Raw genomic sequence first — 16,506 nt, forward strand, 5'->3', positions numbered from 1 at the left:
CGCCAGCGCAGTAGAACGTCATGCTGAGCGCAGCCGAAGCATCTCTACCGCTTCGTTGAAATGCTATTAGTTAGTCAGAGGTAGAGATGCTTCGGCTGCGCTCAGCATGACGTTCTTTTTATTACTCACCCTCCTACCCTCACACTCTCCTATCCTAACCACCCCCACCCTTCTCTCATGCCTCACACCTTATTCGATAAAATCTGGGATGCGCATGTGGTGCGCGCGGTGGCCGGCGGGCTGTCGGTGTTTTACATTGACAAGCACCTGATTCACGAGGTGACCAGCCCCCAAGCCTTCGACGAGCTGACGGCCCGGGGCCTGACGCTACGCCGCCCCCAGCAGATTCTGGCCACCGCCGACCACAACGTGCCCACCCGGCATCAGGACCAGCCGATTCAGGACCCACTCAGCCGCTCTCAGGTGGATAAGCTCACCGAAAACTGCGCCCGCCACGGCGTGGAACTGTACGGGCTGGGCCACCCATACCAAGGCATTGTGCACGTTATCGGTCCGGAGTTGGGCGTGACGCAGCCGGGCCTTACCATCGTGTGCGGCGACTCCCATACTTCCACCCACGGCGCATTTGGGGCCATTGCGTTTGGCATCGGCACCAGCCAGGTGGCGCAGGTAATGGCCTCGCAGTGTTTGTTGCTGGATAAGCCCCGGCGCATGCGCATTACCGTGGATGGCGAGTTGCAGCCGGGTGTATCGGCCAAGGATGTGATTCTGCACGTTATTGCCCAGCTGGGCACGGGCGGGGCCACGGGCTATTTCGTGGAGTACGCCGGCAGCGCCATCCGGAGCCTGAGCATGGAAGGCCGCATGACGGTGTGCAACATGAGCATCGAAATGGGGGCCCGCGGCGGCCTCATTGCCCCCGATGCCACCACCTTCGCGTACCTGCACGGCCGCCCCTTCGCGCCCCAGGGCGAGGCATGGGACCGGGCGGTGGCCTACTGGCAAACCCTGTTTTCGGACGAGGACGCGCCGTTTGATGCCGAGCACCGCTTCGAGGCTTCGGCCATCCGGCCCATGATAACCTTCGGCACCAACCCCGGCATGGGTATGCCGCTGGCGGCCAGCATTCCGGCCCCGGCTGCCGCGGCCGAAGCGCCGAGCTTTGAAAAGTCGCTGCGGTACATGGGATTTGAGGCGGGTGAGACGCTGCTGGGCAAGGAAATCAGCCACGTATTTATTGGCAGCTGCACCAACTCCCGCATTGAGGATTTGCGCACGGTGGCCGCCTACGTGCGGGGCAAGCGCAAAGCGCCCCACGTGGAGGCCATCATCGTGCCCGGCTCCCAGCAGGTGGCCCGGCAGGCCATTGCCGAGGGCCTCGACCAAGTGCTGGCCGCCGCCGGCTTCGAGCTGCGCGAACCGGGCTGCAGCGCCTGCCTGGCCATGAACGAGGACAAGATTCCGGCCGGCGCCTACTGTGTGTCCACCTCCAACCGCAACTTCGAAGGCCGCCAGGGCCCCGGGGCCCGCACCCTGCTGGCCTCCCCGCTGGTTGCCGCCATTACCGCCGTGGAAGGCCGGTTGGTAGATGTGGCGGAGTATGTGTGAACCAAGCTAGAGCTAGCTCCCCTCCTTGGAAAGGAAGGGTTGGGGGTGGTTGACCCACGCTTAAACGACAACTACTTCTACTTCTTAGCTCTAAAAAATCAACCACCCCCAGCCCCTCCTTTCCAAGGAGGGGAGCTAGTTCTAAACCAGCTTACCAACCCCTCTCTCACCCCACCCACATGGAAAAATTCACTACCCTGCGCTCCGGTGTGGTTCCGTTGCCCATCGAAAACGTGGACACGGACCAAATTATCCCGGCGCGCTTTCTGAAAGCCACTACCCGCGAAGGATTTGGGCAAAACCTGTTTGCCGACTGGCGCTACACTGCCGGCGGGCAGCCCAAGCCGGATTTCGTGCTGAATGATGCGCGTTACCAGGGTCATAAGGTGCTGTTGGCGGGGAAGAATTTCGGGTGCGGCTCCAGCCGGGAACACGCCGCCTGGGCCCTGTACGACGCCGGTTTTCGGGTGGTTATCAGCAGCTATTTCGCCGATATTTTTCGAGGTAACGCCCTTAATACCGGTCTGCTGCCGCTGCAGGTAACGCCCGAAGAACTGCAGGAGCTGTTTGTCCTGGTAGAACAAGACGCGCAGGCCGAGCTGATAGTGGACCTGCCCAGCCAGACGCTGCAGGTGCCGGGCCGCCGGGAGCCGATTCGCTTCGAGCTGGACGCTTACAAAAAGGAATGCCTCATTAACGGCTACGACGACATTGATTTCCTGCTGAGCCAGGAGGACGCAATTACCGCTTTTGAACAACAACGGACATGGGTATTCTAAACAAACGCATTGTGGTATTGCCGGGCGACGGAATCGGGCCGGAGGTATGTGGGGAAGCCGTGCGGGTGCTGCGGGCCGTGGCCGACCGGTTCGGTCACGAGTTTCAGTTCGACTACCACCTGATGGGGGCCTGCGCCATTGAGGCCACCGGCTCACCCCTGCCCGTGCTTACCCTGGACGCCTGCCACCAGGCCGACGCCGTGCTGCTGGGCGCCATCGGCGACCCGAAGTACGACAACGACCCCACCGCCCCGGTGCGCCCCGAACAGGGTCTGCTGCGCCTGCGCAAGGAGCTGGGCCTGTACGCCAACATTCGCCCCATAACGGCCTACGACCAGCTGCTGGAACATTCGCCACTGAAAGCCGAGCGAATTCAGGGGGCCGACATCCTGATTTTTCGGGAGCTGACGGGCGGGGTGTATTTCGGGGAGAAGGGCCGCTTCAACGACGGCAACTCGGCCTACGACAACTGCACCTACTCCCGGGAAGAAATCCTGCGCATTGCGCACCGCGCCTTTCAAGCCGCCGAAACCCGCCGCCATAAGCTCACGCTGGTGGATAAGGCCAACGTGCTGGAAACCTCCCGCCTCTGGCGCGAAACCGTGCAGAGCATTGCCCCCGAGTACCCAAGCGTAGCCCTGGATTTTCTGTTCGTGGATAACGCCGCCATGCAGATTATTCTCAACCCCAAGCAGTTCGACGTAATTCTGACCGAGAACATGTTCGGAGACATCATTTCCGACGAAGCCTCGGTTATTGCCGGCTCTTTGGGCCTGCTGCCCTCGGCCTCAGTGGGTGATACGGCGGCGCTGTTCGAGCCCATCCACGGCTCCTATCCGCAGGCCAAGGGCAAAGGCATTGCCAACCCCATTGCCACCATTTTGTCGGCGGCCATGCTACTGGACCACTTCGGCCTCACGGAGGAAGCCGGCACCGTGCGCGACGCCGTGGAGCACGCCCTCGACCAGCAAGTGGTAACGCCCGAGTTGAACCCCGCCACGCGCTACACCACCGAGCAGGTGGGCAGCTTCATTGCCTACGCCGTGCTGGACATTGCCGACTGCGAGATGCACCGCAACAACATCCGCTTGGGCATGAGCACGATTATTTGAATGGGTGGGCTGCCGTTCCGGTCCGGCGGCTGGAAGCCGTCGGGCCGGTTGCCGCGTGCTGCTGTTGCTACGTTGTCGTTTGGGTGTCAGCTTACATCAACCGGCCCGACGGCTTCCAGCCGCCTGACCGGGTTACCGTTTACAAACACGCACTACTACATATTCCCAGGTGAGAGGGGGAATGTTGGGCGGCCTTTTGGTTAGGGCCGGCCGGCACACTTCCGGGGCTTGGAATGGTTGGCTACTTGACCGGGCAAAGGCTGCCGCAACAGTCGCCGGGCTGGGTGCAGTGGCCGCCGGCAACCGTTTTAGGCCCCGTGAAGCCTCCCGCATCACCTGTTTAGCCTGCACCGGAGAGGGGTGCGAAAGGCCCGGATAGTCGGCTCAGGGAGCCGACTATCCGGGCCTTTTTTGTTGGCTTCGTCTCCCGGTTCACCCGGGCGGCGGGTACGCTTCACCCCGCTGCCCGGGCCGCTTCGCCCCGATTGCGCCCGGAAATATGCCGCCGGAGGCGGATGTTTGAATCAGTTAACGGCCTAACGCCTGATTCTCCCATTCTTCACCGCTACTCCCATGCTCCGCTTTTCCACCTCCGCCTTCCGCGCCCACCTTTTAGCCCTGCTGCTGTTGCTGCTGGCCGGCACCGCCCGCGCCCAGCAGCAACCAATGCTGGCGGCTGGCTCCCGCACCATCCTCACTTCCGACTCGGTGAAACTGTTTGTGCAGGTGGCGGGCCAGGGTACGCCCTGTTTGTTTGTGCACGGAGGCCCTGGGGCAGGTAGCTACTCTTTCGAGAAGCTGGGCGGCAGCCGGCTGGAAGACAAGCTGCAGATGGTGTACCTGGACCAGCGCGGCAGTGGACGCTCGGGCAGTTCCCGCACCAACAACTACTCCATGGCCCGCATGGTGCAGGATATGGAAGAACTGCGCCAGCAATTGGGCCTGCAGAAATGGGTGGTAATGGCCCACTCCTTCGGGGGCACTATTGCCACGGCCTACGCCCAAAAGTACCCCCAGCGGGTGCAGGCCCTGGTTCTTACCAACGCTGTACTGAATCCGGTGGCCTCCCTCGACAGCATGTTGACCTATGGCACCAGCCTGCTGCCAGCCACCGCCCGCCCCACGCCCAGCCTGCCCCAGATGCAGCGGTTTGGTATGGTGATGGGCGCGTTGCAGCAGCAGAAATTAGCCGGTCAACTGCAGTTCTCCCATGATTCCTTGGCCGTCCGTGCCATGCGGGCCAGCCGCGCCGTTCCCGGCAACCCGGAGTTTGCCCAGCAGGTATTCAGCGGCCGGTTGGTTGACTACGGCCAGGACTATGCCCCCGCCACGGCCAAGCTCACTATGCCCACGCTGGTGATTGTGGGACAGGACGACCGCACCACCGGTGCCACGGCCGCTACCTACCGGTTTCCGCGCAAGCAGGTGGTTACGCTGCCGGGCAAGCACAACTCGTTTCTGGAGCAACCCGCGCAGTTCCGGCAGGCAGTGGTTAGCTTCGTGCAGCAGCTTCCCCGCTAGTTTCGTATGTCAGTTACCTCCCAGCGCCCGACCCCGATTTACCTCAACGACAAGTGGTTCCTGTTGCTGGGTATTCCAGTGCTGGGCGCGCTGGTATTGCTGCCCCGTGGCGTGCTGCACGTGCGCTCCTGGCAGGCCCTGCTGGTAGCCTGGGCCTGCTCCACGTTGATTACCGCCATTTTCTGGCTGCTGGGCCGTTCGTTGTGGCGCTACCTGTTCCGGCGGTTTCCACGAGTAGAGCAAACCCGGCAGCGGCTCTGGTGGCTGGCTTTCAGTAACACCAGCATTGCGGCGCTTACTACCCTGGGCATCGGGCAGGTGGCTGCCCGGATGCAAAATGGGCACCTTACCTGGCCCGGATACTGGTTTGAGTTCGGGCTGAACATGGTGCCGACGGTGGTGATTCAGCTGATTTATGAGAGCTGGAATTTCTTTCGGCAGTGGGCCGAAAACCTGCGCCGCACCGAGCAGCTCCAGAGCGCCAGCACCCGTAGTCAGCTGGAAGCCCTGCAAAACCAGCTCGACCCGCACTTCCTGTTCAACTCGCTCAACACCCTGTCGGCCCTCGTTGAGCCCGAGAACGAGGCGGCCCAGGACTTCGTGGAGCAACTCTCCGATGTGTACCGCTACGTGCTGCTGGCCCGCGACCAAACCACCGTGCCGCTGAGCGAGGAGCTAGCCTTCGTGGAAACCTACCTGGCCCTGCACAAAGCCCGTTTCCGCGACAACCTGCAAGTGCAGTGGCAGGTGCCTCCCGTAGCTTTGGCAACTCGCGTAGCCCCGCTCAGCGTGCAGCTGCTGGTGGAAAACGCCCTTAAGCACAACGTAGCTTCCCGGGAGTACCCGCTGGAGCTGCACCTCACCGCCGACCCGGCTACTGGCTACTTCACCGTGCGCAACACCCTGCGCCCCCGCACCGCCGGCCTCGCGCCCGGTACCGGCACCGGCCTGCGCAATGTGCGCCACCGCTACGAGCTGCTGCAAGCCCAGCAGCCCGTAGCGGTGGCGCAGGAAGCGGGTTGGTTTCAGGTGCAGTTGCCGCTGCTCAGTAGTGAGTAAGTATGTCATTCTGAGCGGAGCCGGAGGTTGAGCCGAAGAATCCTTACCACTCCATTCGGTTGTCATTGTAAGTTTACTGGCACAACCTCAGCACGCGAGATTCTTCGGCTTCGCTCAGAATGACGTTCCTGATAACTTCATGCGCCTAACTGCTCCCATGACTGTACTGCTGCTCGAAGATGAATACCCGGCCGCCGAGCGGCTCCAGCGCCTGCTGCGCCAGGCCGCGCCCGAAGCCCAGGTGCTGGCGGTGCTGGATAGCGTGGCCGGGGCGCTGCAGTGGCTGGATACTCACTCCGCTCCCGACCTGATTCTGTCGGATATTCAACTGGCGGATGGGTTGAGTTTGGAGGTATTTGAGCAGACGGTGGTGCGCAGCCCGGTCATCTTTACCACCGCCTACGACGCCTACGCCCTGCGCGCCTTCAAGGCCAACAGCGTGGATTATCTGCTGAAACCGGTGAAATTGGCCGAGCTGACCACCGCCCTCACCAAGCTGCAGGAGTGGCGCACCCCGGCTGCCCCAGCCGCTCAGCCCGATGCCACAGCCCAGCGCCTGGAACGCCTGCTGGATGCATTGCCTCGGACGGAGCGGCAGTATAAAACCCGGTTTCTGGTGCGCAGTGGGGAGCAGCTGCTACCCATAGCCGCCACCCAGGCCGCCTGGTTCCAGAGCCGCCACGAAACCACCACCCTCTGCACCCTTGACGGCCGCCGCCATGTGGTGGAGTACACCCTGGAGCAGCTGGAAAGCCTGCTGGACCCGGCGCAGTTTTTCCGCCTCAACCGTCAGCTCATTGCTCAACTGCCCGCTGTGCAACGCCTGCATCCCCACTTCAACGGCAAGCTGCTGGTAGACCTGCAACCCGCCCCCAGCGAGGAAGTACTGGTGAGTCGGGAAAAAGCCGGGGCCGTGAAAAGCTGGCTGGAAGGCTAGGCTAGTAGAGAAATCAGTGTCCGGAAAAGAACTTCCTCCTCGAAGGGTTTTGAGATGCACGCATTCATGCCGGCGGCCAGATACTGCTGGGCGTCCTCCTCAAAGGCATTGGCGGTGAGGGCCACAATGGGCACCTGGGCCAGCTGTGGGTTGGGCAGAGCCCGGATGACGGCGGTGGCCTCCACCCCGTTCATGCCTGGCAGCTGAATGTCCATGAGCACGGCATCGTAGCGGTGCTGGCTGGCGGCGGCCACTCCTGCCGGGCCATCTTCGGCTTCGTCCAGCTCTACGCCCCATTCCTCCAGCAGCATGCGGGCTACCAGCCGGTTAATGTCGTTGTCTTCTACCAGCAGCACCCGTTTGCCTTGCAGCTGCTGGGTAGCCGCCAACGCGTGCTCCTCCGGAACCGGCAGCAGGTGGCCGGCGCGGGGCAGGGTAAGCTGGAAGGAAAAAGTGCTGCCCTTGCCCAGCTCACTTTGCAGCTGCAGTTGCCCGCCCATCTGCTCTACCAGGGCGCGGCTGATGGTCAGGCCGAGGCCGGTGCCCCCAAACTGCCGCGTGGTATCGGCGTAGGCCTGGGTGAACGACTCGAAAATGCGTTCCTGCTTATCGGGGGCAATGCCCACGCCGGTATCACTCACCCGAAACTCAATGGTGAGGTAGTCGTCGGTTTCCGCCACCTGGTAGGCACCGGCGTGAATACTGCCTCCCACGGGCGTAAATTTGATGGCGTTGCTGATCAGGTTCAGCATAATCTGGTTGATGCGGAACGAGTCGCCGATAACCTGCGGATGCGCGCAGGTTTCGCGCAGGCGGTTGCCGCCCACGTGCAAGCCCTTCTCAATAGCCTGCAGCGCCAGCGGCTGTGAGGCCTGGAACATGGACTCGCACAAATCAAATGGCTCAGGAGCCATTTCCAGCTTACCGGAGGTGATTTTGGCCATGTCCAGCACATCATTGATAATCTCCAGCAGGTGCTTGCCCGAGCTACGAATGATGCCCACCAGCTCCTGCTGCCGGGGGTTGAGGGCAGTTTTGGCCAGCTGCCCGGCAATGCCCAACACCCCATTCAGGGGCGTCCGAATTTCGTGGCTCATGTTGGCCAGAAAGTTGGCCCGGGCCTGGGCGGCGGCTTCCGCTTGCTCGCGGGCCTGTTTCAGCTCGGTTATATCGGTGCTGACGCCCAGCACGTGGGGGACGCCGTTGGCCCAGGTCAGGGGCCGCTTCACCGTGTGCACCCACCGCTCTTCGCCCGAGGGCAGCATTAGTTGCTGTTCCAACGCCAGTTCCTGCCCCGTGCTCAGCACCTGAGCATCGGTGGCGGCGTAGCTGGCCATGTTCAGCGCCTGTTGCTCGGCGACGGCCGGCACGGGCTTGGTGGCCGAGAGCTTGGCCAGGGCATCGTGCGTGGCCTGGTTGGCATACACATAGCGACCGGCCGGGTCACGCACGTACACCATGCTAGGCAGGGAGTTGAGCACCTGCTCGGTAAAGGCCTGCTGGGCAGCCCGCTCCCGCTCGGCTTTCACCCGCTCGGTCACCTCTACAATGTAGAGCGTGGCCGACAGCTTATCGGGCCCGGGCACGGCGCACAGCGTAAAATACCGGTTCTGGCTACTTACTTCGTGTTGCTGCTCGCTCCCGACAGCCAGCGCTTCCTGCACCCAGCCCACGGCTTGGTGGCGCAGTTCGTCCATAGCCTCAGGGCCCAGCTCCTGGCGCAGGCGCAGGGCCGCCGGGTTGGCGTACAGCAACCCACCATCGGGGGCCAGGCAATACACCGGGTTGGGGTTCTGGGCCGGCATCCGGAGTAGCATCTTCTCCTCCACCAGAGTTTGCTCCAGGTGACGGATACGGGCATGCGCTTCGGCTAAGGTGGTGGGCAATTCGGTAGGCATAAGGAAAGGTATTCTGCTGGAGCGGGCGGGGTAGTGCGCTGGCCCCAAAAGCTCAGCGCATCTGCAAAGATCATACGCCCGCCCGAGTAAATACCAATACTCACCGCAATATCCTACGCGCAACTGCCTTCCAATCAACCTATCGGGGGCACAGACAATGCCCGTCCCGGCCGGCGGCTGCTCCGGTCTGGCAGTACCCGCTTGCCCCGGTCCGCTCCCCCCAGCTTACCGCCGGCCCTACCTATCCAGCCACGCTTTGAAGGCCGCCACCTTTTCCCGGCTCACCAGCACGGTGTCGTTGTCGGGGGCGGTGGGCTTGAGGATGGTTTGCAGGCGGGAGTTGGTGTAGTGAATGATGTCGTGGATGGCCTCGGCATGGGCCAGGTAGGCGCGGTTGAGGCGGAAGAACTCCAGCGGATCGAGCAGGCTTTCCAGCTGCTCCAGGGTGTAGTCGACCACGAAGCGGCGGCCTTCCCGGGTGTGCAGCAGGGTTACTTTCTCCAGACTGGCGAAGTAGGCAATCTGCTCCACCGGCACGGCCTTCAGGTGCTCCCCCACCCGCACCACAAACCGGGTTTTATACTCCTTGGCCGGTTGGGCCTGCTGCAACATGCGCGTGAGTAAAGCGGCATCAAACTGAGGCGCGGCCTGCTGCTGCTGGCGGCGCAGCTTGGCCAGGGCGGCCGTCAGCTCCTCGGGGTCGATGGGCTTGAGCAGATAATCTACGCTGTTCACCTTGAAGGCGCGCAGGGCGTACTTGTCGTAGGCGGTGGTGAAGATGACCGGGCTGGTGATGGTAAGCCGCTCAAATAGCTCAAAGCTCAGCCCGTCGGCCAGGTGAATATCCAGAAACAGCACATCGGGCGGGTGATGCTGCAGGCGCTGGAGCAGCTCCACGGCCTCCGCCACCGACTCGGCCTGGCCCACTACCTCCACCGGCTGGGGTTGCTTCTGCAGCAGCCCGGCCAGGCGGGTAGCGGCCAAGGGTTCATCTTCAATCAGTACGGCGCGGAGCGGAGCGGTAAAGGTCATGGGGTGAATGTAGGGCGCAGGAAGGGCTTTCTGGAAGAGGGGGAGCAAGATAGGAACGTCATGCTGAGCGAAGTCGAAGCATGACGGGCTGTTAGGCTTTCAGCCGTCGGGCCGGTTGCCGTCAGCTGATACCCACACGAGGACGGAACAACATCAGCACGCGGCAACCGGCCCGACGGCTTGCAGCCGCCGGACCGGGGCGCTACTGCAGCTCCAGCAGCGGCAGCACCACCGCAAATTCCGCCTCCGAGGCCTCAACGAGCACTGGGCGGGTGGTGAGGAAAGCGTAGCGGGCCTGGAGGTTTTTCAGGCCCAACCCCGTCGATTCGCCCTCCGGGAGGCGGCGGGCGTGGCGGGTGTTACGCACGGTAAGCGTACCGGCTGCCTCGTCCAGGGTAATACGGATGCGCAAGGGGTTGCGCTGGGAAGTGGCGTTGTGCTTGAGGGCATTTTCCAGCAGCAGCTGCAAAGCCAGCGGGGGCACCTGCCAATGGTCTAGCGGGGCCGTGGCTGGCAGGTGGCGCTCCACCTGCACGCCCTCGCCCAGGCGGGTGCGCTGCAAAAACAGGTAGGCGTCGCTGAACCGGATTTCCTCCGCCAGAGGCACTACTTCCTGGTCCTGGGACTCGAGCACATAGCGGTACACCTGGCTGAGCTGGCGGATAAAGCGGGTGGCCCGGTCCGGGTCGTTTTCCTCTACCAGGGAGGTGAGGGCGTTGAGGGAGTTGAACAGGAAGTGCGGGTCGAGCTGGCGGCGGAGGCTGTCGGCCTGGGCCTGGGCGTTTTCCTTCTCCAGGCGCTGGGCCTGCACCGATACTTCGCGCCAGCTCAGCAGAAACGAGCGGCTGTGCATAAACAACGACACGATGAGCGTAATACCCAGGGGCACCACAAACGCCTGCCAACTAACACTCCAGAACGACTTGTGAAAATACCCGACCCGAAAGACTGTGGTAACCACCAAAATAACCAGCGTGGAGGCCAGCAGCGAAGTACTCACCGTCACCAGAAAGCGGCGCAGCGGATTCTGCGTCCAGTCAACGTAGCGGTTAAGCAAATCTGAAGGCAGGCCGTTGGCCAGCCACAGGCCCGTGGTGTAGCAGAAATTGTAGCCAAAGGTGACCATAAACTGCTCACTGGCTATGGGGCAGCCGGGGCAGAACAGAAAGCTCAGGCCCACCGACAAGGCCAGCATCATAGCCAGCATTTTCACCCAGTGGTTCTGCTTGGAGTAGTGCTTGCCCAAAACGGCGGAATACTGATTAACTGGCATGAGCAGGGACATGGAGAAGGCGAAAAGATACGCAGTGGCCGTTGGACCGTACCCCGGTCCGGCAGCTGCAAGCTGTCGGGCCGGGGTATGCCTGCGCCACCTGAACAGCATCCGAACGGCGCTATCGACAACCGGCCCGACAGTCTTGCAGCTGCCGGACCGGGGCAGCCGTTACTTGGCGGCCGTGGCAGTTTCGTAGGCTTTCAGGCGGCCCAGCAGCTGCCGCTCACCCCAGTTAGGGGCCACAACCGAGGCGGGCTTGAAGGCCGCGTAACGGGCTTTAGCTTCCTGGTACAGCGGCTTGGCTACCTCGGCCCCACCCCCAAACATGGCGGGCGTATAGTACACGTTGTTGGCCTGCACCAGGTAGATGCGGGGGTTGGCGGGGTTCAGCTTTTTAGCCTGGACAAGGGTTTCGGTAACCATACCCGAGTACTTCATGGAGCGCAGCATGGGTGACACGCCCAGCCGGGCCTGGTAAAGGTATGCCTGCAACACCAGCAGCTCCGATTCGTCGCCGCCCAGCTGGCGGGCCTGGGTTAGGGCGGTTTCGGCCTGGTCGAGGTACTTGTCCTTCACGTCGCCGTCTTCTTTGCTCACGAAGCAGGTGATAACGCGGGCGTAGGCCTGGTAATAGCGAGGCAGCCAGTCTTTGGGAGCCACCAGGGCAGCGCGCTCCAGCTTGGCATCGGCCTGTTTCAGCTGGGCTGGCTCGCCGGTGCTCATGAGCTCCTGCACGGTGGCGGCCAGCTGGGTGGTGTAGGCGGCGGAAACAGCGGCGGCCGGCGCGGGGGCAGTGGCCGGAGTCTGGGCCTGGGCGGTGCAGGCGGCGGCTACCAGGGCGAGGGTCAGGAAGGCAGTTTTCATGGCGGTAAGGGGTTTGTGGTGGTTGATGCTTCAAAGGTGCACCCTGCACCCCGCCCCTGAAATTCGCCGTTACCGAAGCGTCAGATTACCCGGATGAAGCGTCGGTTGTTGGGAATCTGTCGCACAGGTGACAAAGGCTCCTGCACAAGTGACAGAGGTTGTCGCACATGTGACCGGGCGGAACCACCGGTCCGGCAGCTGCAAGCTGTCGGGCCGGTTGACGTAAGCTGATGTTGCACCGGCCTCGTACCAACGAACCACACGACAACCGGCCCGACGGCTTGCAGCCGCCGGACCGGCTCGGGCCGGTTGACGCAAGCTGATGTTGTGCCGGCCTCGTGCCGAAGAACCACACGACAACCGGCCCGACGGCTTGCAGCCGCCGGACCGGCTCGGGCCGGTTGACGCAAGCTGATGTTGCACTGGCCTCGTGCCGACGAATCATACGACAACCGGCCCGACAGCTTACAGCTGCCGGACCGGAACCTGCCAACCAAAAACCGGCAACTCATTCCGGCCGCTCGTTCACATCCCCCGGCTGCTTTTTATTGATGGAGATGAACACGCCCAGAAACACCATGCGCGGCGCGGTGGGGCCGATGGCCACGCGGTTGAACTGGCCGTCGGCGGCGGGCTGGGTGGCGTAGCGGTAGCCGAACACGTTTGGGCGGCCCAGCACGTTGTTCACGGCCGCGTGCACCACCGTGTACTGCCCGAATAAGCGCGTGATGTAGCTGGCGTTCAGGCTCAGCTCCTGGTAGCTGGGCAGGCGGCCCTGGTTATAGCCGGCCTCGGGGTGGTTGAGGTCGTGGTAGCGGCGGGGGCTGCCGTAGCTGGCCGTGGCTCCCAGCAGCGTATGCAGCCCGCCCACCCAGTACTTGCCCACCACCGACACATTGTGCCGGGCCGCGAAGGTGGGCACAGCCGCCACCGGGTCCTGGCGGTACTGGCGGCGGGTATCTAGGAAGCCGTAGCTGATGTAGTACTCCAGGTTTTTCACCGTTTTCCGGTCGCGCCACAGCACGTCCAGGCCCTGGGCGTAGCCGCGGCCACCGTTGTCGTAGCCCAGCGGATTGCGCGGGGCGCGGCCGTCGAAGCGGGTGAGGTGGCGGTAGGTTTTATGGTAGGCTTCTACTTGCAGCAGCTGCCGGTCGTGGGTGTACTGGTAGGTGAGCACCGCGTGGGTGGCCTGCTCGAAGCGCAGCCGGGGCTGCACCAGCAGCAGGGCATTGTCGGGGGTCTGATAAAACCGCCCGTAGGCTCCCGATACCGAGCTATTTTCGGAGGTCTGATACGCCAGGGCCACCCGGGGCGCGGCGTTCCAGCGGCGCAGCACCGCCGAGTACTCGGTGCGCGCGCCTACCCGCCCCGCCAGCCGGTCCGTCAGCTGAAAATCCGATTCCGCGAAGCCCGCCGCCCGCTTTTCGCTGAAGGCCGGCCGGTACATGGTGGCCTCGGCCACGTTGGGCTGCACCTGCTGGCGCACCTGCTGGGCCAGCACCTCGGCCCCCACCTTCATGTTCCAGCGGGTTGCCGCCGAATCATTAATGAGCACCACCCGGCCCACCACCGCCTGCTCCAGCGTGCGCAGCCGCACCGAATCGGGCCGCAGCTGCTGGTTGTCGCGGCTCAGGGCCAGGCCGGTCTGCAGGCTCCAGCCCCGGCGCAATGGGCTCCGGAAGGTGGTGTTGAGGTAGCCGTTACCGTTGCGCAACCCCACCGTCTGGGTGCCGGCCGGCTCGGGGCTGGGCTGCCCGATTTGGAATTTTTGGCTGGTCCAGGTGCCGTACACTTTCAGCATACCGGCCTGGCCGGTGCGGTGGTGCAGGGCCACGGAAGTTGCCAGCCCGCGCGGGGCCTGGTCCCAGCGCACATTCTGGGGCAGCAGGCCGGTGTAGGGTGTCAGGTTGGTGTAGTCGGCCGTAACGGCCAGCGAGGTCCGCTCCCAGCGTTTGGTGCGCGAGGCGCCCAGGAACACCGAGGTAGCCGAAAGGCCGGTCTGGGTTTCGGGGGCGAGGTCGGTGGAGTTCAGCAGTAGCACCCCCGACAGCGCCTGCCCGTACAGCGCCGAGTAGCCACCGGTGCTGAATACGGTGCCCTTGAACAGCGTGGGCGCAAACCGCCCCCGGGCCGGCACCGCCGCCACGGTGGCGTTATAGGGGTTCTGAACGGGTAGCCCATCCAAGTAGGTTTTAGTTTCCGAAGCCGCCCCGCCCCGCACGAACAGCATGCCATCCTCCCCCACGCGGGTGGTGCCAGGCAGGGTGTTGAAGGCCGCCGCCACGTCGGCCAGCGCCCCAGCGGTGGTTTGCACGTCGCGGGTGTTGAGGGCGGCGCTGCGGTGCTCGTCACTGGCCTCGAAAGCCCCGGCCGTAATGACCACCGAGCCCAGGGCGTGGGGCTCACTCTTGAGCACGAGCGTGAGCGGCAGCGGCAGCCCGCTCAGCTCCACGGCCCGCTCCGCAGCAATAAACCCCAGCAAACTAGCCTGCACCACGTAGCTGCCGCGCACCGGGGTTTCAAACCGGAACCGGCCCACCGAATCGGTGCTGGCCCCGTCGAAGGTGGTTTTGAGGAATACGTTCACGCCCGGCAGCGGCTGGCCCGCCGCGTCGCGCACGGTACCGCTGAGGGTGGTGGTAGTGGTGGTCTGGGCCTGCGCGGGGAGGCTGATCAGCAGAAAGAGGAACAGGTAGAGCAGGCGTTTCATAGCAGCGGCAGCGAAGTGATGCCCGAAAGTGGGCCGCCGCCGCCGCTGCTGAAACTCGCCGTTACCGAAGCGTCGGATTACCCGGATGAAGCGTAAGATATCATGTATCTTCCCATCATATTTACTCTAATTCCAACACATTGATTTCACCAACATCATGATACGGCCAAGGCAGAATGTTACTCACGAGCAAGTTCATATAGCATACGATATGGCTAAGTTTATTTATGATCATCCTAGACAAAAAGCAAAACGTCAAGTAGCTATAGAACTTCATCAGACATATGGCATCAATCAAGGTACCGCCAATGATTTCATACGCGTATTTCACCATCTGTTAGAGGGCTCTGTTTTTAAGAGAGCTTTAAGTGAGTACGCTATGCGTCACTTTATCGCTGGCGTGCAAAGAGACTATGGAATACTTTCTTTACAGAAAGCCTTGGGCGCGTTAAATAAGCATATATTCTACAGAGAAGAAGGCAACGCTATTACAGGAAGACGGCCGGTCAGTCAAGCAGCAATGAAGCGCATTTACAATGATTTCAACAACAATTTACCGACACATATATCCACAGCTCAGTCTGACGAACAGGAGGAACACGACGCAATAAAAGCATTAGCGCAAATAACTGACATTAAGCTCGCTATTTTAGCGTACGCAACGAGTACCGCAGAAAAAATTACAATCACCCACACATCCTATAAAAGAAATAATGTAGTTGTAGCTTTGATTAAAAAATACAGAGAATATAAATGTCAAATATGTGGACATCAGATTCTGAAAGCAGATGGCAGCTATTACATAGAGGCCGCACACATCGAGCCGCATCATATTCGTGGTAGAGCTACTCTTGATAATATTCTTATCCTGTGCCCTAATCACCATAAAGAATTCGATTTGGGTAAAACTCAGATTCAGCGGGAAGATGGTAACGGGTTTATTCGTATTACTATCAATGACCAAGCTTATAGCGTGGCCCTTCATTGATTGCGCCAAGTCTTATTCCGTCACACCTATCATCACCCCAAAATCCCCGTCGGTCTGCCGCCAGTTCTGGGCCGGCAGGTAGGTGCGCGACACGTACCCATCCAGGTACAGCGCGTTGCGGCACCCCAGCTGCCGGAACTGCTGCGCCAGCTCGTAAAACGTGACCTTCTGCCGCGACATCACCCACACCACCCGGCCATCGGGCAGCACGCCCACCCCATTGCGGATGTGGCGGTTGCCGGACCGCTGCTGAAATGCCGGATGCATATGCCCGTTCGTTATCAGCATCGGCCCCGACTGCGTGGCGTACTGCACCTGCCGCACGCGGGCGAATGAGTCGGTGGGGCACACGCCGGCGCGGCGCTGCCGGGTGAGGTAGAACACGCCGTTGGGCCGGAGGTAGAAGTTGCCCCGGCCGCGGCTGGTATCCAATGGCGTGCGCACCTGCCCGTTCTCGATGAACAGGCCCACGGGCACGTTGCCGGCATGAAACATACCGCCGTTGCAGGCAAACTCCAGTTCCTGCCCCCGCTGCTGTAGCCAGTCGCGCAGGCGGCCCAGGCTGCGCAAGGGCTGCCCGGCCTCATCCTGCCAGTATAGGGCCACGGTTTGGCAACCGGGGTCGGCAGTGTAAGTCAGGAAACTGGCCGCAACGGCCGATTCAGTGGAAGTTGCCGGCTCACAAGCCCCCAGGCCTCCCAATACCATTTGCACTGCCCAGGCGCAACCCGTTCTGACTTTCCTGTTCAGCATACTTCTTC

At 62.2% G+C, this 16,506-nt stretch carries 13 protein-coding genes; 7 read left to right on the forward strand and 6 right to left on the reverse strand.

From position 1 onward, the window contains the following. Positions 1-177 precede the first annotated feature (177 nt). The 6 genes from leuC (at position 178) to ROI90_RS18880 (ending at position 6,977) form a co-directional block, all read left to right on the forward strand. The gene (gene leuC / locus ROI90_RS18855) at positions 178-1,569 is read left to right on the forward strand and encodes a 3-isopropylmalate dehydratase large subunit (protein ID WP_315999836.1); all 1,392 of its coding nucleotides are present in this window, start codon (positions 178-180) and stop codon (positions 1,567-1,569) included. A 179-nt stretch (positions 1,570-1,748) separates the two neighbouring features. Next, positions 1,749-2,348 carry a 3-isopropylmalate dehydratase small subunit gene (gene leuD, locus ROI90_RS18860; protein WP_315999837.1) on the forward strand — a complete coding sequence of 200 codons (600 nt, stop codon included), beginning with the start codon at positions 1,749-1,751 and terminating at the stop codon, positions 2,346-2,348. Beyond that, entirely contained in the window at positions 2,336-3,460 is a 1,125-nt protein-coding gene (gene leuB, locus ROI90_RS18865; RefSeq protein WP_315999838.1) for a 3-isopropylmalate dehydrogenase, read from the forward strand. Before leuD ends, leuB begins: the two co-directional genes overlap by 13 nt. A gap of 573 nt (positions 3,461-4,033) precedes the next feature. Further along, the gene (locus tag ROI90_RS18870; protein WP_315999839.1) at positions 4,034-4,981 is read left to right on the forward strand and encodes an alpha/beta fold hydrolase; all 948 of its coding nucleotides are present in this window, start codon (positions 4,034-4,036) and stop codon (positions 4,979-4,981) included. A 6-nt stretch (positions 4,982-4,987) separates the two neighbouring features. After that, positions 4,988-6,040 carry a sensor histidine kinase gene (locus ROI90_RS18875; RefSeq protein ID WP_315999840.1) on the forward strand — a complete coding sequence of 351 codons (1,053 nt, stop codon included), beginning with the start codon at positions 4,988-4,990 and terminating at the stop codon, positions 6,038-6,040. A 157-nt stretch (positions 6,041-6,197) separates the two neighbouring features. Further along, positions 6,198-6,977 (forward strand): LytR/AlgR family response regulator transcription factor, encoded by a 780-nt coding sequence (locus ROI90_RS18880; protein WP_315999841.1) that lies wholly within the window; start codon positions 6,198-6,200, stop codon positions 6,975-6,977. Here ROI90_RS18880 and ROI90_RS18885 read toward each other — a convergent pair. The 5 genes from ROI90_RS18885 to ROI90_RS18905 all read right to left on the reverse strand — a co-directional run bounded on the left by ROI90_RS18885 (position 6,974) and on the right by ROI90_RS18905 (position 14,757). Beyond that, positions 6,974-8,875, reverse strand: a complete 1,902-nt coding sequence (locus ROI90_RS18885; protein WP_315999842.1) for an ATP-binding protein — start codon at positions 8,873-8,875, stop codon at positions 6,974-6,976. The two genes, ROI90_RS18880 and ROI90_RS18885, sit on opposite strands and share 4 nt — an antisense overlap. Positions 8,876-9,112: 237 nt before the next feature. Beyond that, the gene (locus ROI90_RS18890; RefSeq protein ID WP_315999843.1) at positions 9,113-9,907 is read right to left on the reverse strand and encodes a LytR/AlgR family response regulator transcription factor; all 795 of its coding nucleotides are present in this window, start codon (positions 9,905-9,907) and stop codon (positions 9,113-9,115) included. Positions 9,908-10,109: 202 nt separating this feature from the next. Continuing rightward, positions 10,110-11,192 carry a sensor histidine kinase gene (locus tag ROI90_RS18895; RefSeq protein WP_315999844.1) on the reverse strand — a complete coding sequence of 361 codons (1,083 nt, stop codon included), beginning with the start codon at positions 11,190-11,192 and terminating at the stop codon, positions 10,110-10,112. A 159-nt stretch (positions 11,193-11,351) separates the two neighbouring features. Beyond that, positions 11,352-12,047 (reverse strand): hypothetical protein, encoded by a 696-nt coding sequence (locus tag ROI90_RS18900; protein WP_315999845.1) that lies wholly within the window; start codon positions 12,045-12,047, stop codon positions 11,352-11,354. A 508-nt stretch (positions 12,048-12,555) separates the two neighbouring features. After that, complete coding sequence (locus tag ROI90_RS18905) at positions 12,556-14,757, reverse strand: TonB-dependent receptor (RefSeq protein WP_315999846.1); 2,202 nt, start codon at positions 14,755-14,757, stop codon at positions 12,556-12,558. A gap of 211 nt (positions 14,758-14,968) precedes the next feature. Here ROI90_RS18905 and ROI90_RS18910 point away from each other — a divergent pair, with 211 nt between their 5' ends. Further along, the gene (locus tag ROI90_RS18910) at positions 14,969-15,745 is read left to right on the forward strand and encodes an HNH endonuclease (protein WP_315999847.1); all 777 of its coding nucleotides are present in this window, start codon (positions 14,969-14,971) and stop codon (positions 15,743-15,745) included. Between the two features lie 12 nt (positions 15,746-15,757). On the opposite strand, the gene ROI90_RS18915 is transcribed toward ROI90_RS18910, so the two are convergent. Further along, the gene (locus tag ROI90_RS18915; RefSeq protein ID WP_315999848.1) at positions 15,758-16,498 is read right to left on the reverse strand and encodes a phosphodiester glycosidase family protein; all 741 of its coding nucleotides are present in this window, start codon (positions 16,496-16,498) and stop codon (positions 15,758-15,760) included. Positions 16,499-16,506: the final 8 nt, after the last annotated feature.

Source organism: Hymenobacter endophyticus, assembly GCF_032464715.1.
Taxonomy (GTDB): Bacteria; Bacteroidota; Bacteroidia; order Cytophagales; family Hymenobacteraceae; genus Hymenobacter; species Hymenobacter endophyticus.